General features: G+C 63.5%; 19 protein-coding genes. 2 read left to right on the top strand and 17 right to left on the bottom strand.

Annotated features, from left to right (window positions below; genetic code table 11):
• Positions 1-73 precede the first annotated feature (73 nt).
• Positions 74-304 carry a hypothetical protein gene (locus tag NKI38_RS24335; RefSeq protein WP_352661713.1) on the top strand — a complete coding sequence of 77 codons (231 nt, stop codon included), beginning with the start codon at positions 74-76 and terminating at the stop codon, positions 302-304.
• Between the two features lie 107 nt (positions 305-411).
• On the opposite strand, the gene NKI38_RS24330 is transcribed toward NKI38_RS24335, so the two are convergent.
• From NKI38_RS24330 to NKI38_RS24255, 16 genes are all read right to left on the bottom strand, one after another.
• Positions 412-1,470, bottom strand: a complete 1,059-nt coding sequence (locus NKI38_RS24330; protein WP_352661710.1) for an aminopeptidase — start codon at positions 1,468-1,470, stop codon at positions 412-414.
• 225 nt (positions 1,471-1,695) lie between these two features.
• The gene (locus NKI38_RS24325) at positions 1,696-2,109 is read right to left on the bottom strand and encodes a hypothetical protein (protein ID WP_352661707.1); all 414 of its coding nucleotides are present in this window, start codon (positions 2,107-2,109) and stop codon (positions 1,696-1,698) included.
• Between the two features lie 164 nt (positions 2,110-2,273).
• Positions 2,274-3,245, bottom strand: a complete 972-nt coding sequence (locus tag NKI38_RS24320; RefSeq protein WP_352661704.1) for a branched-chain amino acid ABC transporter permease — start codon at positions 3,243-3,245, stop codon at positions 2,274-2,276.
• A gap of 43 nt (positions 3,246-3,288) precedes the next feature.
• Entirely contained in the window at positions 3,289-4,176 is an 888-nt protein-coding gene (locus tag NKI38_RS24315) for a branched-chain amino acid ABC transporter permease (RefSeq protein WP_352661701.1), read from the bottom strand.
• A gap of 7 nt (positions 4,177-4,183) precedes the next feature.
• A complete protein-coding gene (locus NKI38_RS24310) occupies positions 4,184-4,894 on the bottom strand; it encodes an ABC transporter ATP-binding protein (protein WP_352661698.1) in 711 nt (236 codons plus the stop codon).
• Positions 4,887-5,666, bottom strand: coding sequence for an ABC transporter ATP-binding protein (locus tag NKI38_RS24305; RefSeq protein WP_352661695.1), 780 nt, complete (start codon positions 5,664-5,666; stop codon positions 4,887-4,889). Before NKI38_RS24305 ends, NKI38_RS24310 begins: the two co-directional genes overlap by 8 nt.
• Before the next feature lie 11 nt (positions 5,667-5,677).
• Positions 5,678-6,886 carry an ABC transporter substrate-binding protein gene (locus tag NKI38_RS24300; RefSeq protein WP_352661692.1) on the bottom strand — a complete coding sequence of 403 codons (1,209 nt, stop codon included), beginning with the start codon at positions 6,884-6,886 and terminating at the stop codon, positions 5,678-5,680.
• Between the two features lie 216 nt (positions 6,887-7,102).
• On the bottom strand, positions 7,103-8,866 hold the full coding sequence (locus tag NKI38_RS24295) for an ABC transporter ATP-binding protein (protein ID WP_352661689.1): 1,764 nt from the start codon (positions 8,864-8,866) through the stop codon (positions 7,103-7,105).
• Positions 8,867-9,077: 211 nt separating this feature from the next.
• Positions 9,078-10,022, bottom strand: coding sequence for an acetamidase/formamidase family protein (locus NKI38_RS24290; RefSeq protein WP_352661686.1), 945 nt, complete (start codon positions 10,020-10,022; stop codon positions 9,078-9,080).
• Complete coding sequence (locus NKI38_RS24285) at positions 10,012-11,607, bottom strand: ABC transporter substrate-binding protein (protein ID WP_502899378.1); 1,596 nt, start codon at positions 11,605-11,607, stop codon at positions 10,012-10,014. Before NKI38_RS24285 ends, NKI38_RS24290 begins: the two co-directional genes overlap by 11 nt.
• Positions 11,608-11,689: 82 nt before the next feature.
• Positions 11,690-12,610: an ABC transporter permease gene (locus tag NKI38_RS24280; RefSeq protein WP_352661680.1), complete on the bottom strand. Its 921-nt coding sequence runs from the start codon at positions 12,608-12,610 to the stop codon at positions 11,690-11,692.
• Complete coding sequence (locus NKI38_RS24275; RefSeq protein ID WP_352661808.1) at positions 12,607-13,473, bottom strand: ABC transporter permease; 867 nt, start codon at positions 13,471-13,473, stop codon at positions 12,607-12,609. Before NKI38_RS24275 ends, NKI38_RS24280 begins: the two co-directional genes overlap by 4 nt.
• A 19-nt stretch (positions 13,474-13,492) precedes the next feature.
• Positions 13,493-14,098: an ANTAR domain-containing response regulator gene (locus NKI38_RS24270; protein WP_352661677.1), complete on the bottom strand. Its 606-nt coding sequence runs from the start codon at positions 14,096-14,098 to the stop codon at positions 13,493-13,495.
• A complete protein-coding gene (locus NKI38_RS24265) occupies positions 14,095-15,189 on the bottom strand; it encodes a transporter substrate-binding protein (protein ID WP_352661674.1) in 1,095 nt (364 codons plus the stop codon). The genes NKI38_RS24270 and NKI38_RS24265 overlap by 4 nt, the downstream gene beginning before the upstream one ends.
• Positions 15,190-15,383: 194 nt before the next feature.
• Positions 15,384-15,872 carry a hypothetical protein gene (locus NKI38_RS24260; RefSeq protein WP_352661671.1) on the bottom strand — a complete coding sequence of 163 codons (489 nt, stop codon included), beginning with the start codon at positions 15,870-15,872 and terminating at the stop codon, positions 15,384-15,386.
• A 192-nt stretch (positions 15,873-16,064) separates the two neighbouring features.
• Positions 16,065-16,934 carry a helix-turn-helix domain-containing protein gene (locus tag NKI38_RS24255; protein WP_352661668.1) on the bottom strand — a complete coding sequence of 290 codons (870 nt, stop codon included), beginning with the start codon at positions 16,932-16,934 and terminating at the stop codon, positions 16,065-16,067.
• A 92-nt stretch (positions 16,935-17,026) separates the two neighbouring features.
• Between NKI38_RS24255 and NKI38_RS24250 the strand changes: the two genes are divergently transcribed.
• Positions 17,027-18,571: a 4-hydroxyphenylacetate 3-hydroxylase N-terminal domain-containing protein gene (locus NKI38_RS24250; protein ID WP_352661665.1), complete on the top strand. Its 1,545-nt coding sequence runs from the start codon at positions 17,027-17,029 to the stop codon at positions 18,569-18,571.
• A gap of 27 nt (positions 18,572-18,598) precedes the next feature.
• On the opposite strand, the gene NKI38_RS24245 is transcribed toward NKI38_RS24250, so the two are convergent.
• The coding region (locus NKI38_RS24245; protein ID WP_352661662.1) for a transposase at positions 18,599-19,372 on the bottom strand (774 nt) is incomplete at its 5' end.

The raw sequence follows: 19,372 nt of genomic DNA, 5'->3' as shown, positions 1-19,372 counted from the left end.
CGGGTCTTATCGGTATCGGCGGAACCGCGAATCTGTGCTAAGCGCCGCCCAAACCAACCAAGGGACGACACCGATGAGCGAAATGACCGTGGCCGAGGCGACTGAAAACATCTATGCCTCGCTCCGAGCGGACAATGCCGACATCGACGCACATATCGCGACGCTTAAGGCCGCGCTGACACGAGAGGGGATAAAACAGGCGGTGTTCGATCCGACCAAGTTGGCGCAGAACAACCGCTCGGGCCGCAAGTTGATGCAGGCTTATTTTCGGCAGCGCGGCGTCAGCGTGAGGTTTTCGGACTAGAGCAGTTCACCGTTTCACGGTCTTCCATCGGCTGCCGAGTGCATAACCGGCGCATTCACCAAAACAATTCATAACAGTGATGCTTCGGGCCTTCACATTTAATCGCCTCAGTAACAGCTATCTGCCCCCGCAAGTGCTTCGGCGCGGTGAGCTTCGTCCAGTGCGCCAATCTGTCGAACCGACGCATAGAACCTGACATAGTCGCCCGAACACAGATCGAACAGGTGGAGAAAAGCGGTCACCCGATCGCTATAAACGGAAGTCGCGGCGAGCTTTGCGTTGTTGATTGGGGTAGCGAACCAGGCATCGTATCCCCGGTATCGACCCCAGCGCCTGTCGCGCATGTGTCGGTAGCGCATCCGCAGCCGTTCAATCGCGGCCGTCTTTGCGGCCAGCTTTTGCTCCGAGGTGCCGGAGTTGGAATAGACTTGCGTCAACTCGTCCCGGGCCTGCGACACAAGCGCAAGAAATTCAGCTTTGCGCCTCCGGGCAGCCTCGTAGCGGCGCAATGCGGCGGTATTGCCAGCGGCGCGCAGCCATTTTTTCACGCCGGTCGTTTCGACGGCGACAGCGAACGCCTCATTGAATGCGGTATCGTCGTGCACGTAGACGCGCTGGTGGGCCAGTTCATGGAAAACCAGCCCTGCAAGATAGGTTTCATCCTGTCCGAGCATCGTGCTTAGCAGCGGATCACTTGACCAGCCAAGCGTGGAATATGCCGTGATGCCCGTCACATAGACGTCCATGCCCTGTCCTTGAAGTTCGACAGCGGTTTCAGTCGCAGACTTCCTGGAGAAATATCCCCGGTAGGGCACGCAGCCGAAAACGGGAAAACACCATGTTCGCGGCGTCAGCGAGAATTCCGGCGCGGCGAAGACGGCCCATGTCACCGAGTCCCGACCGATATCAACATAGCTGCGGTAGCTATTGTTGTCGGGCAGCGCCAGTTTATCTGTCGCAAACTGTCGTATGGCGCTCGCCGATGCCATTCGAGCGCGCAATGCCTTCGGCGTCGACGGATCCTCGATCAGTTTTCCGACATCCTTGCGCGCCGTCATGATCTGCAGATGACCGTTCACGGATTGCGCGTAGTAGGAAATGCTGGTGCAACCGGTTACGCCGGACGCCACGATCACAACGGCAACCAATCGAAAGAATGCGCGCATCACGATTTGCCCATGGCACTGCTCACCCGTTCCGATAGGGCGATTGTCGCGATTGCCCCAGGTCTCAAGCGGTCGCATTAATTTGATCGAGGTGTATAGCTTTCTAAAGAAGCCGCACAGAATATTCGGACCCGCTTCGCCTGGCCGCGAGGCGCGTTCTTCTCGCGCCACAGTCGGTGACAGGCTGCGACGCCCTACTCGTGGAGCAGGGGCAGCGCGCCCCGGTCACTTCACGGAAAAGTCGACCGATTCCTTCACCGTGCCGTCAACGGCGATCTGCACCTGATAGGTGCCTACCGGCCAGCCTGCATCCGGCTTGGTCACCGAGGAGTCGACATGGTTTTCGATCATGCCGATTTCGAAGCTGACCTCGTCGATTTTGTAGTTCGCCGGCGCGACACCGCCCGAATCCACCGAAATCCAGCTCACGGTGAGCTTCGATCCCGAGGCCACCGCGTCGGTCAGATCGGCGGAGAGGAAGATGCTGGCCGTATCCGGCGCAAATGTCGCCTGAGTCTCTTTTGCGTCCTTGCTTGCGGACAGCACGATGTTTTCGAAGTCTTCGGCCTGCGCGTGCACAGCGAACGTCCCAACTGCCACCAGGGCAGCTGCCCCTATCATCATCGACCGAATGTGCATGCTCTTCCCTTTGGATTGAAACAACCGCCCGCGTCCGACTCATGTCGCGCGTGCCCACAGCCGCTCTGTAGAATGCGAGGCCAGCGGTTGTCCATGGAGCCCGGCGTCATGATGTGGCGAGTGCGGGCGGGTCCGCTCACCGCGTCCGATCGATCTGGAGCTGATCAGTCCTTTGCCGTCCGCTTGAGAAGCCGCGCATAAAATTCGCCGACAATGCCGCGCCGGAAGATCAGCACGCACACCATGAAGATCAGCCCGGTGGCGATAGTCACCGGAAAACCCGAGGTGGCAAGGGTGTTTTCCAGTCCGATGACCAGGCTTGCGCCGATGATCGGCCCGACCATGGTGCCGATGCCGCCGAGAAGCGTCATCAGGATCACCTCGCCCGACATCTGCCAGGTGACGTCGGTGAGCGTGGCGAACTGGAAAACGATCGCCTTGAGCGAGCCGGCCAGCCCGGCCAGTGCCGCCGACATGACGAAGGCGCCGAGCTTGTAGTTGGCGACGGAATAGCCCAGCGAAATGGCACGGTTCTCGTTTTCCCGGATCGAGCGCAGGATCATGCCGAAGGGCGAATTGACGATGCGCCAGATGGCGAAGACGCCGACCAGGAACACGACAAGCACGAAATAATACATGTTCAGCGAGACGTTCAGGTCGAGGACGCCGAGCAGCATGCCGCGCGGCACGCCTTGAATGCCATCCTCGCCTTCGGTGAAGGGCGCCTGCACGCAGAAGAAGAAGAACATCTGCGACAGCGCCAGCGTGATCATGGCGAAATAGATGCCTTGCCGGCGAATGGCGAAAAAGCCCATGACAAGACCGAGCACGGCCGCGCCCGACATGCCGAGCAGGATGCCGGCTTCCGGCGGCCAGCCCCAGACCTTGACGGCATGCGCGGTGAAATAGGCGGCGCCGCCAAAGAAGGTGGCATGGCCGAACGACAGCAGCCCCGTATAGCCAAGCAGAAGATTGAACGCGCAGGCAAACAGCGCAAAGCATAGCATCTTCATCAGGAAGACCGGATAGACCAGGAAAGGCGCCACCAGCAGCGCCAGGATGCCTAGCCCGACCAGCGTCCATTCAAGCCGTGCCGAGGTCCTGGCTTGCGTTTCGCGAAGCGTCAGGTCGGCCATATCAGATGTCCGTTCCGACATCCCAGATGTCCCTTCCGACATGTCAGGCGTCCCTTCCGAACAGGCCGGCCGGCCGGACCAAAAGCACGATGGCCATGATGACGAAGACCACGAGGTTGGAGGCCTCGGGGTAGAAGACCTTGGTCAGGCCTTCGGCAAGGCCGAGCATGTAGCCGGTGACGATCGCGCCTAGGATCGATCCCATGCCGCCGACCACGACGACCGCGAAGACGACGATGATGAGGTCCGAACCCATCAGCGGGCTCACCTGATAGATTGGCGCGGCCAGAATTCCGGCAAGCCCGGCAAGCGCGGAGCCGAGGCCGTAGGTCAGGGTCAGCAGCAACGGCACGTTGACGCCGAAAGCGTGGACGAGACGGGGGTTCTCGGTTGCCGCGCGCAAGTAGGAGCCGAGCCTGGTCTTCTCGATCAGCGCCCAGGTTCCGAAGCAGACGATCAGCGAGGCGACCACCACCCAGCCGCGATAGTTGGGCAGAAACATGAAGCCGAGATTGGTGCCTCCGGCAAGCAGCGGCGGCACGGCGTAAGGGTTTCCCGAGACGCCGTAGTAGTAGCGGAATATGCCTTCGAGCACGAGCGCGAGACCGAAGGTGAAGAGCAGGCCATAGAGCGGATCGAGATCGTACAGCCTCGACAACGCCAGGCGCTCGACCACGATGCCGAAGATGCCGACGATCAGCGGCGCAAGGATCAGCGCGGGCCAATAGCCGATGCCGAGATGGGTGAGAAGCAGATAACCGACGAAGGCGCCGAGCATATACTGGGCGCCATGGGCGAAATTGATGACGCGCAGCAGGCCGAATATGACAGCCAGACCCAGGCTCAACATGGCGTAGAACGAGCCGTTGATCAGCCCGACCAGCAACTGGCCGAGGAAGGCCTGAACGGGGATTCCGAAGATCATCGTCATGGCGCCATCATACACCCAGGACTTCGTGCAGCAGCGTCATGCGGTCCGGCAGCTCGCCGACCGGAAACCCCGCCACGACCTTGCCGTGCTCCATCAGATAGAAACGGTCGGCGACACGGCTGGCGAAACGAAAGTTCTGCTCGACCAGCAGGATCGTCATGCCGCGCTTCTTCAACGTCGCCAGCAACGCGCCGATGCGCTGCACGATGACGGGAGCGAGACCCTCCGTCGGCTCGTCGAGAAGCAGCATTTTCACGCCGGTTCGCAGCATGCGCGCGATGGCCAGCATCTGCTGTTCGCCGCCAGACAGCCTGGTGCCGGGGCTGTTGCGGCGCTCCTTCAGATTGGGGAAGAGATCGAATATCTCCTCGACGCTCATGCCGCCCTCGGCGACGACCGGCGGCAGGATCAGATTCTCGTCGACGGTCAGCGTGGCGAAGATGCCGCGTTCCTCCGGCACGAAGCCGATGCCTTGATGGGCGGTGCGGTGCAGCGGCAGCCGCATCAGGTCCTTGCCATCGAAAGTGATCCGGCCGGTTCGCTTGCGGATCAGCCCCATGATGGCGCGCAGCGTCGTCGTCTTGCCGACTCCGTTGCGGCCGAGCAGCGTGACCGTCTCGCCGGCAAACACCTCCAGATCGACGCCGTGCAGCGCATGGCCCTCGCCATACCAGGCGTTGAGACCGCTGACTGCAAGCAGAGGTGCAGCACTAGTCATCGGCGGTGCCCATATAGGCGACCTTGACGCGTTCGTCGCGGCTGACGGTGGCGTAGTCGCCGGCCGCAAGCACCTCGCCGCGCTGCATGACCGTTATCCAGTCGCAAAGATCGGCCACAACAGTCAGATTGTGCTCGACCATCAGCACGGCGCGATCCCTGGCCACCGAGCGGATGAGGTCGGAAACCGTGGCCACGTCCTCGTGCCCCATGCCGGCCATCGGCTCGTCCAGCAGCAGCACTTTCGGATCGAGCGCCAGGGTCGTGGCGATCTCGAGCACGCGTTTCCTGCCATAGGAAAGATCGCCGGCGAGCCTGTTCCTGGCGTCGTCGAGACCGACAGACCGCAGCAGTTCCTCGGCGCGCGGCGTCAGCCGATCGAGCGCCGCGAGCGAGCGCCAGAACTGAACGCTGAGCCTGCCCGGCCGCTGCAGGGCGACCCGCACATTGTCGAGCACGCTGAGGTGCGGAAAAATCGCCGATATCTGGAACGAGCGCACCAGACCCATCCGCGCAACCCTGGCCGGTGATGTTCGGGTGATGTCGTGGCCGAGCAGTTCGATCCTGCCGCTGGTCGGCGCCATGAACTTGGTGAGCAGATTGAAGACGGTCGTCTTTCCGGCGCCGTTGGGTCCGATCAGCGCATGGATGTTGCCATGGCGGACATCGAGATCGACATTTTTGACGGCGACGAAGCCGGCAAAGTCGCGCCGCAACCCGCGGGCGGAAAGCACCACACGCGACCCGTTCGCGTTCAGGTCAGGCGGCGCCATGGCCGCGCCGATCACTGGCTGGCCGTCGGACAGCCGCTTTCCTTCTCGCTCAGGAACGCCTCGTTGCCGGGGATGGTGGCGAGGTATTTGTAGTAGTCCCACTCCTTGGTGCTCTCGGCTGGCGACTTGACCTGATAGAGGTACATGTCGTGGACCATGTTGCCGTCCGCCTGCACCTTGCCGTTGGCCGTAAAAACGTCGTTCACCGGCATCGAATGCAATTGCTTGGCGACGGCTTCGGTCTCGTCGGTGCCGGCCTTGTCGATCGCTTTCAGGTATTGCGTCACCGCCGAGTAGGTGGCGACCTGGATCATGTTGGGCATGCGGTTGGTGCGCTTGAAAAAGCGCTGCGCGAATTCGCGGCTCTTGTCATCGCGATCCCAGTAAAAGCCCTCGGTCAGCACGACGCCCTGCGCCGCCTGGAGGCCCAGCCCGTGCACCTCGGCCAGCGTAAAGAGAAGTGCGGCAAGACGCTGGCCGCCCTGCACGATGCCGAATTCGGCCGCCTGCTTGATGGAGTTGGAGGTGTCGAGGCCGGCATTCGCCAGCCCGACGACCTTGGCGCCCGACGATTGCGCCTGCAGCAGGAAGGACGAAAAATCGGTCGCCCCCAGGGGATAACGCACTTCGCCTAAAACCTTGCCGCCGTGACCCTCGACGAACTTAGTTGTCTGGTCCTTGAGCGAATAACCGAATGCATAGTCGACGGTGACGAAGAACCAGCTGTCGCCGCCCTGCTGCACGAGAGAGCCGCCGGTTCCAACTGCCTGCGAGTGGGTGTCATAGGCCCAGTGGAAGCCGTAGGGCGAGCACTGTTTGCCGGTCAGCTCCGTCGTCGCCGCACCGGTGACGATGTCGATCTTCTTCTTTTCCTTGGAAATGCCCTGGACGGCGAGCGCGACCGAAGAGGTGGTCAATTCCATGATGGCATCGACCTGTTCGGTGTCGTACCACTGCCGCGCAATGTTGGAGGCTATGTCCGGCTTGTTCTGGTGGTCGGCGCTGATGATCTCGACCGGCGCTCCCTGCACCTTGCCGCCGAAATCCTCGACCGCCATCTTGGCCGCCTCGACCGACCATTTGCCGCCGAAATCGGCATAGACGCCAGACTGGTCATTGAGGATGCCGATCTTGACCTTGCCATCGGAAATTTCGGCGGCCGAGGCGGGGATCGCGGCCGCGGCGAGAAGGGCGGCAGAAACGAAATAACATGCCTTCATGGTCTACTTCCTCCCATTACGATGAATCCGGCCGCCCCCTACGATCGATCATCGGCAAAACAAACATGAGGAAGATGGACATGATCGGCAAGAGGCCATTGCGGATTTCATGGCCGAAGCGACGCGCTTTGGCTCCACAACGCCGGCCATGCGAACACAAGCATGTGAAACGCTCCAGCGGTACGGCGGTCGTCTTGAGCTGTTGAAGGAGGCGCCTCAGCCCTCTGCGGCGACGAGATGGCCGTTGCCGACATCCCTAAGCGCCAGCTTCAGCGGCGCCTCGCCAATCTTGCGGGTGGCGCTCGGGATCTCCTGGTCGAGGCGGGCGAAGCGGCTTCTTCGTTGCGCCGGGTCGGGCACCGGCACGGCTTCGATCAGACGTTTGGTGTAGGGGTGGCGCGGGTTGGAAAAGACCTGGTCACGGGTGCCCATTTCGACGATCTGGCCGAGATACATGACGGCGACGCGGTCGGAGATGTTCTCGACCACCGCCATGTCGTGCGAGATGAAGAGATAGGCGACGCCGAATTCGCGCTGCAATTCCTTCAACAAATCGAGCACGCGCGCCTGCACCGAGACGTCGAGCGCCGAGACGCTTTCGTCGGCGATGATCAGCTTCGGCCTCAGGGCCAGCGCGCGGGCTAGGCAGACGCGCTGGCGCTGGCCGCCGGAGAATTCATGCGGGTAGAGCTCCATTTGGTCGGCCGACAGGCCGACGCGCTCGAACAGCGCCGCTACACGCTGGCTGCGCTCTTCCTTCGAGGCGATGCCGTGGATGACCAGCGGCTCGGCGACGAGGTCGCCGACGCGCATGCGTGGATCGAGCGAGGCGTAGGGGTCCTGGAAGATCATCTGCACGTCGCGGCGCACCGCCTTGCGCTCGTCGCGGCCGAGGCCCGACAGGTTGCGCCCGCCGATGACGATATCGCCACTGTAAGGCACCAGCCCGGCTAGTGCCTTGGCGGTGGTCGACTTGCCGCAGCCGGATTCGCCGACCAATGCCAGCGTCTCGTTGGGCGCGATCGAAAAGCTGACGCCTTCGACGGCGTGAACGCGGCGGGTGATCTGGCCGAAGAACCCGCCGTGCAGATCGAAGCGGACGTGCAGGTCTTGGACATCAGCGACATTGGCTGGCGTCGCCGTCTCGGCATCCTTGGACTTCTGGCGGCCGACGCCACTGCCGATACGCGGCACGGCGGCAAGCAATTCGCGTGTGTAGTCGGCCTGCGGCCGGGCGAAGATGTCGGCGGTTTTCCCCTCTTCCACCATGCGGCCATGCCGCATGATGATGACGCGGTCGGCCATTTCAGCGACCACGCCCATGTCGTGGGTGATCAGGATGACGCTGGTGCCGTGCTGGCGCTGCAGGTCGCGCAGCAGCTCCAGCACCTCGCCCTGCACGGTGACGTCGAGCGCCGTCGTCGGCTCGTCGGCGATCAGCACGTCCGGCTCGAGCGCCAACGCCATGGCGATCATCACCCGCTGGCGCATGCCGCCAGACAGTTCGTGCGGAAATTGCTTTAGCCGGCTTTCGGCTTCGGAAATACGCACCGCCTTCAGCGCCTCGATGGCGCGCTGGCGGGCCTCCGGTGGCGACAGGCTGATGTGGGCTTCGATGGACTCGGTCAGTTGCCGGCCGATCGACAGCACCGGGTTGAGTGAGGTCATCGGCTCCTGGAAGATCATGGCGATACGGTCGCCGCGAATGCGCCGCATCCGGCGCTCGTCGAGCGCTGTCAGCTCGGTCTCACCGAGCCGGATGGTGCCCGATGAAACCCGGCCGGCGGGCTGCGGCAGCAATTGCATGATCGCCAACGCGGTCATCGATTTGCCGGAGCCGGATTCGCCGGCAATGCACAGCGTTTCGCCACGCGCCAGCGTCAGCGACAGGTTGGAGACGACCTCGCGCTCGCCCTCCTCGCCGCGCACGCTGACGGAGAGGTTGGTGATGTCGAGTATGGGTTCGTTGGCCAGGGTCATTGCAAAGGCAGAGTTCTGAAAGGTTTATTCCGGCACGCCCCCCTCTGTCCTACCGGACATCTCCCCCTCAAGGGGGGAGATTGGCTGTCACGCAGGCCCGCACTTCTCCTTGCAACATTGAAGATTGGCGAAAGCCGAAGTGCCATCCGATCTCCCCCCTTGAGGGGGAGATGTCCGGCAGGACAGAGGGGGGTGCGGCGCCGACCCAAAATCATTCAAACACGCAGCGCGGGAAGTAGAACGACACCACCCAGTTCGGCATGTCGACGATCTCGCTGATGCGGAGGTCGCCGCACACCGAGGCCAGCATATAGGCTTCGACCGGGTCGAGTTTGTAGCGCGCTGAAAGCAGGTCGACCATCTGGGCAACCGCTTCCCTGGCGCCGGCCATCAGGTCCGGGCCGATGCCGGTGGTCACCTCATAGCCCTTGGCGTCGAGATGGCGCGTCACCGGGCCGGATGTGGTGAAGCGCGGCGTCTTCAGCCTGGCATCCTTGACCAGGTCGAGCTTGAGTACGACATCCATAGGGCTTTCGATCGCCGTGCCGCAGACCTCGCCATCGCCTTGGGCGGCATGGGTGTCGCCGACCGAAAACAGCGCGCCCGCCACTTCCACCGGCAGATAGAGCGTGGTGCCGGCGGCGAGATCGCGGATGTCGAGATTGCCGCCGACCCGCCGCGGCGGCACCACCGAGTGGTGGCCCTTTTCAGCCGGCGCGTTGCCGATGGTGCCGGCAAAGGGTTTGAGCGGAACACGCGCATTCTTGCCGAACAGCGCCGGCTCAAGCGAGGCGGCGTCGTATTTCCAGATGTTCAGCTCCGGCTCCTTGAAGTCATCGGCGAGCAGCCCAAAACCTGGGATGTTTGCCGTCCAGCCGAAGCCGGACGGTTTGAACATCTCGATCGTCACCTTCAGCGCATCGCCCGGCTCGGCACCCTCGACGAAGATCGGCCCGGTCACCGGGTTGACCTTGGCGAAATCAAGCTTCGCGACGTCGGCAACGGTGCTGTCGGGCCTCAGCTGACCGCCGCCGGCATCGAGGCACTGGAACTTGATGGTCGAGCCGGGCGCCACCCGCTCGGCCGGGGCAAACGAATTGTCCCAGCCGAAATGATGATGGCGCCCATGGATGGTGTAGTCGCAGTTATTGCACATCTTTTACATACACATTGTCGTAGTTGATGAACACGTGGACCGGGTCGACGTAGAGGTTGTCGGCGCCGCCCATGCGCGCGGATCTAATGGTGAAGCGCTGCTCGTTGAAGACCGGCGCCCAGGGCGCGTCCGCCATGATCTTGTCGTAGATGTCACTCCACATCTTGTTGCGCTCAGCTGATTTGGCCGGATCGGTCATCGAGTCGGCTTCCGCCGCCTTGGCGTCGAGATCCTTGTTGCAGTACCACGACCAGTTCCAGCCGCCGGGAACAGCACCGGCACAGCCGAGGATCGGCCCGTAGAAATTCGACGGATCGGGGAAATCCGCGATCCAGCCCATGCCACCGGACCAGATCATCGGCGCACCGGTCTTGTCGCCGCCTGCGGCGATGACGTTCGCCTGCGCCAGCGCCTGGATGCTGGCCTTGATGCCGATGGCCGCCAGGTCCTGCTGGATGGCCTGGGCAATGCGCGGGTTGGGATCGGTGTTCATGGCAAACAATTGCGTATTGAAGCCATCGGGATGGCCGGCCTCGGCCAGCAGCGCCTTGGCCTTGGCGACGTCATAGGGATAACCCTTGTATTCCTTGTCGTAGCCCGGCATCGATGGCGGCAGCGGTTGATTGGCCGGCACCGCGCGGTTGTTGATGATCTGGACGATGCGTGCCTTGTTGATCGCCATGTTGACGGCCTGGCGCACCTTCACATTGTCGAAGGGCGCCATGGTGGTGTTCATGGTGATGTAGCCGGTGTGCAACTGGCCGCCCTCGATGACGTGCGACTTTTGCTCGGGATCGGACATCACCTCCTGGAACTTGGCCGGCGGAATGCCGTCGAGAGCCAGGTCGATCTCGCCCTTCTGCAGGCGCAGCAGCGCCACGATCGGCTCCTGGCCAACCTCAAAGGTGATCTTGTCGAGATGCGGCAGGCCCTTGTGCCAATAGTCCGCATTGCGCTCGAAGACTATGCGCTGTCCCAGTGTCCATTCGGCCAGCTTGAAGGCGCCGGTGCCGACCGGATGCTTGCCGAAATCGGCGCCATATTTCTCGACCTCTTCCTTCGGCACGACATGGGCGAAATTGATGGCCATGACATGGAGGAAGGTGGCGTCGGGACGGGTCAGCTCGAACTTGACGGTGTAGGGGTCGACGACAGTGACGCCCGACAGGCTTTCCGCCTTGCCGGCGGCAACATCCTCATAGCCCTTGATCGAACCGAAGAAACCGGCGCCGGGGCTCTGCGTCTTCGGGTTGGTGACGCGGTCGAGCGAATATTTCACATCGGCAGCGGTCATTTCGCGGCCATTGTGGAATTTCACACCATGGCGCAGCTTGAAGGTGAAGGTCTTGCCGTCGGGCGAAATCTCGTAGCTTTCTGCAAGGTCCGGCTTCAGATTGGTCGTGCCCGGCTCGTAATCCATCAGCCCGTCGAACAGGCTCTTGATCATCGACCAGTTCTGCCAATCATAGCCGATCGCCGGGTCGAGCGTCGTGACGTCGTCCTTGTATGTGGCGACAATCTCGCCGCCCTGCTTGGCGTTCGGGTCGATGGCGTCTTCGGCGCGGGCGCTTGTCATGCCGAGCATGAGCGCCAAGGCCGATGCCGCGACTGTGGATGCGAAAAACTTTTTCATTGTTATGTTCCCTTTCTCTTTTCGGTTTTCATTTTCATCTGAGCTTGATGCGGGGATCGATGAAGGGTGCGATGATGTCGGCGAGCAGGTTGCCGAGCACGATGGCGAAGGCCGAGACCAGCGTGACACCCATGATGATCGGAATGTCGACGCGCTGGATGGCTTGCCACGCCAGCTGGCCGATGCCGGGCCAGCCGAACACGCTTTCGACAACGACGATGCCGCCCATGAAGATGCCGATATCGATGCCGATCATGGCGATGACCGGCAGGATGGCGTTGGGCAGCGCATGGCGGAACAGGATGGCGCGGCGTGCCAGACCCTTGGCGCGCGCAGTGCGGACATAATCCTGGCGCAGCACGTCGATCATCGACGAGCGCATCATACGGGCGTACCAGCCGGCGCCGAGGATACCCGTGGTCAGCGACGGCAGCACGAGATGGCGCCAGGTGCCGTAGCCGCCAATCGGAAACCAGCTGAGGCGCACGGCAAAGACGTAGAGCAGCAAGAGACCGACGACGAATTGCGGCGCCGACACACCGACGAAGGAGGCGACCATCAGCGTCTGGTCGGTGGCGGTGCCGCGCTTGACGGCGGCGATCAGGCCCATGCTCAGGCCGAGCAACAGCTCGCACAGGATAGCACCAACCATCAGCAGCAGGCTTGCCGGCAGCCGCGAGACGATCAGCTCGGTGACCTCGGAGCGCTGGATGTAGGAGCGGCCGAGATCGCCGCTGATGAGCTTCACCAGATAGCGCCAGTACTGGATGATGAAGGGCTGGTCGAGGCCGAGTTGCTGGCGGATGTTCTCGACCGTCTGCGGCGTCGCGCTGCGACCGGCGATCTGGCGCACCGGGTCGGCCGGCAAGAGATAGAGCAGTGCGAAGGTGATCAGCGAGACACCGAGCAGGATCAGCAGCGACTGGATCAGGCGGCGGCCGAGATAGGCGATCATGCCCGGCCTCTTTGCGTCGGATCGAGGATGTCGCGCAGTGCGTCGCCGATCAGGTTGAAGGCCAGCGCCAGCGCCAGGATCGCGGCACCGGGGAAGAATACCAGCCAGGGTGCGGCCTGGAAATAGGTCTGGTTCTCGAAGATGATGTTGCCCCAGGACGCGGTCGGCGGCTGCACGCCGATGCCGAGGAAGCTCAATGTCGCCTCAAGCAGCACGGTGGTCGAAATGCCGAGCGTGCCCCAGACGATGATGGTCGGCAGCAGATGCGGCAGGATGTGGCGAAACAGGATGCGCGGCGCGCTGGCACCGATGGTGCGTTCGGCGTCGATGAACTCGCGCTCGGCCAGCGAAGAGGTCTCGGTGTAGATGACACGCGCGGTCTGCACCCAGTTGACCAGCGCGATGACCATGGCGACGATCCACAGGCTGGGTTCGAACACCGCCGCCAGGCAAATGGCGAGCAGCAGCGCCGGAAAGGCCATCATCAAATCGGTGAAGCGCATCAGCGCGCTGCCGATCCAGCCGCGGAAATAGCCAGCGGTGACGCCGACCAGCGTGCCGATCAACAGCGCCACGCCATTGGCGAGGATGCCTATGACCAGCGAGGTGCGGGCGCCATAGAGGATGCGGGTCAGGAGATCGCGGCCGAGCAGGTCGGTGCCCAGCCAGAATTTCGCATCCGGCGGCAAGGGCGAGCCCTCGATGGTCAGGCCGTCGAACATCTGCTCGTTCGAATCGTAACCGGTCAGCCACGGCGCCAGCACCGCGCCGGCGACGACGATGGCGACGATGGCCAGCCCGAGCAGCGCCAGGCGGCGCCTGACCAGCCGGCGCCAGACGCCGGCGCGCGGCTTGACCGGCATGCGCCCGGCAGCCGGGAGGTCAGGCGCGATGGGACTGGTCATCGCCGCCTTCTTCCTCTTCGGTCATCGCCACGATCCGGCGCGCGGCGTCCTCGACGCTGATCTGCCAGCTCATCGCCAGCGAGCGCAGTTGCGCATAGGCGCGGCCGTCGTCGGTACCTTTCGACAGTGCCGCCACGGCGCGCACGATGGTCTGGCGCTCGGCGACACGCTGGCGTAGCGAAGCAATCTCGCCGGCTAAGTGTTTTCGCGCCTCGAAGCTCTGCCGTGCGATCAGCAGCGCGCTGTAGACGCCGGCAGTGCCGACCGGCTTCAGCAACTGGGCATCGGCCTTGTGCGACAGCGCCCATTCGATGCGGCCCGGCGCTTCGGAGCCGATCAGCGCCACCAGCGGCATCGGCGCCTCGCCCGGCTTCCATGGAAACTGCTCGTCGAAGCCGAGGTCGGCGTCGAAGAAGACGAAATCGGCGGCCAGCGCCTCTGGCGGCAGTTCCGGCCAGCACTCCAGCGTGATCAGGCCGATGGCCGACAATTGCCGGGTGATCGCCTGCACCGTCGGATGCGGCCGATGCAGGATGAAGGCCCTGGCGCCGCCGAGATTGGGGATGCGTGGGGTTCTGGTCACGACACGACCCTCAGGCGCGGGCGGCCGAATGTTTTTGCGGGGTCGTAGCGCGACAGATACGGGTCCGGCGCAACCTCGTCCTCACGGCTGACGACCTCGAAATACCCGTCCGCGATGCGGCCGATGATCACCGGCAGCGTTGCGTGCTGGGAGTGGGCGTCGATGGCGATCGGCCCGAGCCGGGTGGAGAAGCGCCGTTCGGCGAAGGCTTTTGAGAATTCCGCCGGACCGGCGTCGGCATCGCGCGCGAGCACATCGGCCATCACTTGCACCGAGGCATAGGCGGAGGCCTCGAAGGACGAGGCGAAGGCGGCCGGTCGCGGCGCGAAATACGGCCCGACCGACAAATGCCCTTTCCCCGATTCGCCGATCGCCGGCAGCTCGCCCTCGGTAAGGTTGCAGGAGATGACCGGGCAGGCTTCGGAGCGGAAGGCAGCGTCTTCGTCGCCCAAGTCGCGATAGGCGGCCAGGAAAGCGTAGGATGACGTGCCGATCAGATTGTTGAGGATGAAGCTCGGCCGTGTCGCCCGGATCTCGGCGATCAGGCGCGACACGTCGGTTTCGCCGATGCGCAGATAGCGCTCGCCCAGGACCTTGCCACCGGCATCCGCGATCAGGTCGCGCGCCACGCGGTTCATCTCCCAGCCCCAGATATAGTTCGAGCCGAGCAGGAAGCCGTTGGCGCCGAAGCGCGGCACGACATGGGCCATCAGCGGCACCAGATGCTGGTTGGGGCAAGCGTGCATGTAGACAACATGCTCGTTGGCCTCGAAGCCTTCATAGGGGCAGGCATACCAGAGCATGCCGCCGGCTTTCTCCAGCACGGGGATGGTCTCCTTGCGGCTCCAGGAGGTGACACAGCCGACCACATGGCGCGCGCTGCTGGTCTTGAAGATGTCCTCGCAAAGCGTCGCGTAGCGATCCGCATTGCTTTGCGGATCACGCTCGACCGGCACCAGCTCGATGCCATGCTGGCGGTCGGCGTTGACGTCGGCGATGGCGCGCATGGCGCCCATCCGGCACGCGTCGGAGACGAGCTGATAGCTCCCCGAGCGGGAATAGAGGATGCCGATCTCGATGCGCCGTTTCAAAACAGGTCCCCAAAATGACAATGCCCCGCAGCCGGCGCCAGTGGGGCGAGGCATACGAGGCATATTTGCCGCCCGGCGATCAGAGCCGGTATTTTTCCGATGGCTAACCTATTCGCTACGAGCGGTCAGTCAAGCCCTCAACGATATCCGCGTGCGACACCCATGGCCTGCCATCGCTGTTTCGTTGCCGCCAGCTATCTGGCCGCCGGCCTCTGACTGTGTTGGCGGGCATAGACCACACAGGCATCCACCGTGCTGACACAAAGCGCGTCGCGGCTGTTCGGCAGATTGTTGTCGCCGGCATAGGCAACTTCGGCGACGCGGCCGTCGACCATGCGAATTTGCGTGTCGCAATAACCGCCTGGAGCGACATTGACGGACCCGCCGACCGCCGGGATCGCACCGACCGCCAGGGTCGGGACGACAACGCTGAGATTGCCGCGCTGAACGACGCGCTTATAGGTCCAGATCTGGCTCGATTGGCCAGCGTCCGCGGTAGCGGTCGGAAACCCCGCGCACATCCGGACATCGGCTTCGCTGAGGCCGACCATCTCCTTGCGAGCCGCCGCCACCGTGGGGTCAACCTTGGCGATGCGCGACGTATCGTCGGGAATGACGCAGGAGGATTGCATGCCGACGAAGAGAACAGGAATGGCAAGCTTTCGAATACAGGAAAATGTCATACCGACTGTGGGATTTGCGTGGCGCCCGCCGCTCCTTTTACCTAGGCAGACAGGCGATCGGATCAACCCGTGCAGCTTCACGAAAAAGTGGCCACGGCTACGTCATGGCCGGCGGCCGGGAGACCAATCGCCCTGGCGGAGCGGGCTCACGCCGGGGCGCGCTCGCCGGGGACAGGATCCGTCAATGGGCGATCACCGCCCCCGCAACCGCTTCCGCCGCCAGGCGGCGGGTGCCTCGCCGACCCGCTCACGAAAGAACCTTGAAAAATACGCCGGGTCGTCGAAGCCGATCTCGTAGGCGATGTCCTCGACCGTGCGCACGGTGAACAGCAGCAGCCGCTTGGCCTCCAACAGCCGGCGCTCGCCGACCACGCGCTTGACGCCGGTGCCCAGCACCGCGCGGGCAGCCTTGTCGAGGAGATGCGGCGTCGTGGCCAGAGCCTCGACATAGTGGTCGACCGGCCAGTTGTCGCGGAAATGCACATCGACGAGCCGGCGCAGCTCCAGCGCCAGCGAAGCACCGGAAGAGGCTGCGGAGGCGGTCCCGCCGGGACTGAGGCGCGCGATGTGGGAGAGCGCGACGGCGATCAACGCCGGCAGGACCCTGTCATTGCCGGCCTGCGCCTCGGCATATTCGGCGGCGATCATCTCCAGCACCGCTGCCAGTCTCGTCCACGCCGCGTGTTGCGGCAGGCCGTCGGCAAAGACCGGCCTGTCCAGCGGCAGCAGGCTGTGGTCGGCAAGGGCGGCGAGCGCGCCGTCGGCGACCGAGACGACGATCGCGTCGGTGCCGGGCCCGATCGAGAAGCCATGCACGATCATGCTCGGCACGAAGCTGACGGCAGGCGCCGAAAAGTCCCAGGAACGGTCTTCGATGCGGTAGGTGCCGGAGCCGCTGGTCCAGTAGGTGATCTGGCCCATCTGCGGGTGCTTGTGCGCGGCGACCTGGCCGAGATGGATATTGCTGCGCGCAAGCACCGTCTCGACATGCAGGAAACCGACATCGAGCGGCCGCACCGGCTCGCCATAGACGAAGAAATCGGGGATGGAACTCTGGCTCATGGCGCCGGAAAAAGTCCAATCGGTTTTGCCGTTCCGTCCATAACCGATCCATGCACGGGGCGCTAGGGTTGCTCCTCAAGAGGAGGAACATCATGCCGTCAGAAGATTTCCGTGCCGACAAGGGGCGCCCGTTCACCGGGGCCGAGTATCTGGAGAGCCTGCGCGACGGCCGCGAGGTCTATATCAACGGCGAACGCATTGCCGACGTCACCACGCACCCTTCGATGCGCAATTCGGCACGGTCGCTGGCGCGCCTCTACGACGCGCTGCATGACGCCAAGCGGGGGGACACGCTGACCTCGCCGACCGACACCGGCTCGGGCGGCTACACCCACAAATATTTCCGCGTCGCCAAATCCTCGGCCGAGCTTGTCGCCCAGCAAACGGCGATCGCCGAGTGGTCACGCATGTCCTATGGCTGGATGGGGCGCACGCCCGACTACAAGGCGGCTCTGATGAACACGCTCGGCGCCAATGCCGACTGGTACGGGCCGTTCAAGGACAACGCTCTGTCCTGGCACAAACGTGCGCAGGAAGCCGCACTGTTCATGAACCACGCCATCGTCAACCCGCCGATCGACCGCCACAAGCCGGCCGAACAGGTGAAGGACGTCTTCGTTCACATCACCAAAGAGACCGACGCCGGCATCTACGTGTCCGGCGCCAAAGTGGTGGCGACGTCGTCGGCGCTGACCCACTACAATTTCCTGGCGCAGGGGTCAGCGACGGTGACCGAGGATCCGTCGCTGTCGGTAATGTTCATCGTGCCGATGAATGCGCCGGGCATCAAGATGTTCTGCCGCGTCTCCTACGAGCAGGCGGCCAACACGGTGGCGGCGCCCTTCGACTATCCGCTGTCGTCGCGCTTCGACGAGAACGACGCGATCCTGGTGCTCGACAATGTCTTCATCCCCTGGGAGGACGTGCTGGTGCTGCGCGACGCGCAAAAGATCCTGTCCTTCCATCCGGCGTCCGGCTTCATGCATGGCTACTGTTTTCAGGGCTGCACGCGTTTCGCCGTCAAGCTCGACTTCCTCGCCGGCCTGCTGGCGAAGGCGTTGCGCGCGACAGGCGGGGATGCCTTCCGCGGCAACCAGGCGGCACTGGGCGAGGTCATTGCGCTCAGGCACATGTTCTGGAGTTTTTCCAATGCCATGGCCTACAACCCGATCCCGTGGGCGAATGGCGCGGTGCTGCCCAATCTGGAGGCGGCGCTTGCCTACCGGACTTTCATGTCGGAAGCCTATCCGCGCGTCATCGATACCGTGCGCCGGGTGATCGCCTCGGGTTTGATCTACTTGCCGTCGTCGGTGCGCGACTTCAACAATCCCGAGATCGACAAATATCTGGCGCAATATGTGCGCGGCTCCAACGACATGGGCCACATCGAACGCATCAAGATCATGAAGCTGTTGTGGGACGCGACCGGCACCGAGTTCGGCGGCCGCCACGCGCTCTACGAACTCAACTATGCCGGCGCGCCGGAAGAGGTGCGGCTGCAGGTGCTGAAGGGTGCCGAGCGCGGCGGCAGGCTGAAGGCGATGGAGGAACTGGTCGATACCTGCATGGCCGACTATGACGAGAACGGCTGGACGGGAGACACCTGGCTCGATCCGCTTTCCTCCCCGGCCGGGTGAAATCGTCGACCGTGAACAATCCGGCCCCTAAGCGGCGACCGGCTTGGGCCGGAGTTGGAAGAGAGCGATCAAGAGGGACAAAAAACCCTTCAGCCACCTGAGCAGGAGGGAGAAGTTGTAGCCGGCGGCAGCCAGGATGGCGTTGACGGCGTCGCCCTGCTGGCCGGCGAGGTAGTTGCGGCCCATGCGGTGCTCAGCCTTGATGTGGCCGATCACCGGCTCGACCGCCGACCGCCGCCGCATCTGGCGTTTGATGGCCGGGGTGACGCGGCGTTTCTGGCCGCTGGTGAAGACCCTGAACTTGTGGCTCTGTGGTGCGTTGTGGCCGCGATAGCCGGCGTCGGCGAGGATGCGGCCGATCTGGTTGCCGATGGTCTCTTCCATGTCGGGGATGACGCTTGCCAGCGTGTGGCCGTCGTAGGGATTGCCGGGCAGCGCTTTTGCATGCAGAGCGAACTGGCCACCCTTGGAGCGCTTCAGCGTGGTGGCGAGCGAGACCTTCACTCCGAACTCGTAGGGCATGTGCGCCTTGCCCTTGCCGATGCATTCCACCTCGTGCGCGTGCAAGCTGTAGATCTTGCGGCCGCGCTGGCGCTGACGCTGCTCGAGGACGGTGGCGGCCTGGTAGAGCGGCCATTTGAAGAGCGCGTCCAGCCCCGCATCGCCGGCAATCTGGCGACCGATGTCGCGAATGGTCCGGCCGAGGTAGGTCTTGAGCCTGCGCAGCGCCTTGTTGGCCCGCTTGAACTGCTTGGCGTGGGCATAGCGCTGGTGCTTGATCAGCGCCAGCTTGCCGACCCG

Origin of the sequence: Mesorhizobium sp. M0621 (assembly GCF_040320745.1) — a bacterium.
GTDB lineage: Bacteria > Pseudomonadota > Alphaproteobacteria > Rhizobiales > Rhizobiaceae > Mesorhizobium.
The sequence above is the reverse complement of the archived record's forward strand: the minus strand, read 5'-3'. Positions and strand labels throughout refer to the sequence as shown.

Excerpts from the sequence above, each read along its gene's own strand:
- NKI38_RS24290 (WP_352661686.1), bottom strand. The coding sequence starts at position 10,022 with ATGTGCAATAACTGCGACTACACCATCCATGGGCGCCATCATCATTTC.
- NKI38_RS24315 (WP_352661701.1), bottom strand. The coding sequence starts at position 4,176 with ATGACGATGATCTTCGGAATCCCCGTTCAGGCCTTCCTCGGCCAGTTG.
- NKI38_RS24280 (WP_352661680.1), bottom strand. The coding sequence starts at position 12,610 with ATGATCGCCTATCTCGGCCGCCGCCTGATCCAGTCGCTGCTGATCCTG.
- NKI38_RS24335 (WP_352661713.1), top strand. The coding sequence starts at position 74 with ATGAGCGAAATGACCGTGGCCGAGGCGACTGAAAACATCTATGCCTCG.
- NKI38_RS24300 (WP_352661692.1), bottom strand. The coding sequence starts at position 6,886 with ATGAAGGCATGTTATTTCGTTTCTGCCGCCCTTCTCGCCGCGGCCGCG.
- NKI38_RS24275 (WP_352661808.1), bottom strand. The coding sequence starts at position 13,473 with ATGCCGGTCAAGCCGCGCGCCGGCGTCTGGCGCCGGCTGGTCAGGCGC.
- NKI38_RS24250 (WP_352661665.1), top strand. The coding sequence starts at position 17,027 with ATGCCGTCAGAAGATTTCCGTGCCGACAAGGGGCGCCCGTTCACCGGG.
- NKI38_RS24330 (WP_352661710.1), bottom strand. The coding sequence starts at position 1,470 with ATGCGCGCATTCTTTCGATTGGTTGCCGTTGTGATCGTGGCGTCCGGC.
- NKI38_RS24285 (WP_502899378.1), bottom strand. The coding sequence starts at position 11,607 with ATGCTCGGCATGACAAGCGCCCGCGCCGAAGACGCCATCGACCCGAAC.
- NKI38_RS24255 (WP_352661668.1), bottom strand. The coding sequence starts at position 16,934 with ATGAGCCAGAGTTCCATCCCCGATTTCTTCGTCTATGGCGAGCCGGTG.
- NKI38_RS24320 (WP_352661704.1), bottom strand. The coding sequence starts at position 3,245 with ATGGCCGACCTGACGCTTCGCGAAACGCAAGCCAGGACCTCGGCACGG.
- NKI38_RS24260 (WP_352661671.1), bottom strand. The coding sequence starts at position 15,872 with ATGACATTTTCCTGTATTCGAAAGCTTGCCATTCCTGTTCTCTTCGTC.
- NKI38_RS24325 (WP_352661707.1), bottom strand. The coding sequence starts at position 2,109 with ATGCACATTCGGTCGATGATGATAGGGGCAGCTGCCCTGGTGGCAGTT.
- NKI38_RS24310 (WP_352661698.1), bottom strand. The coding sequence starts at position 4,894 with ATGACTAGTGCTGCACCTCTGCTTGCAGTCAGCGGTCTCAACGCCTGG.
- NKI38_RS24305 (WP_352661695.1), bottom strand. The coding sequence starts at position 5,666 with ATGGCGCCGCCTGACCTGAACGCGAACGGGTCGCGTGTGGTGCTTTCC.
- NKI38_RS24295 (WP_352661689.1), bottom strand. The coding sequence starts at position 8,866 with ATGACCCTGGCCAACGAACCCATACTCGACATCACCAACCTCTCCGTC.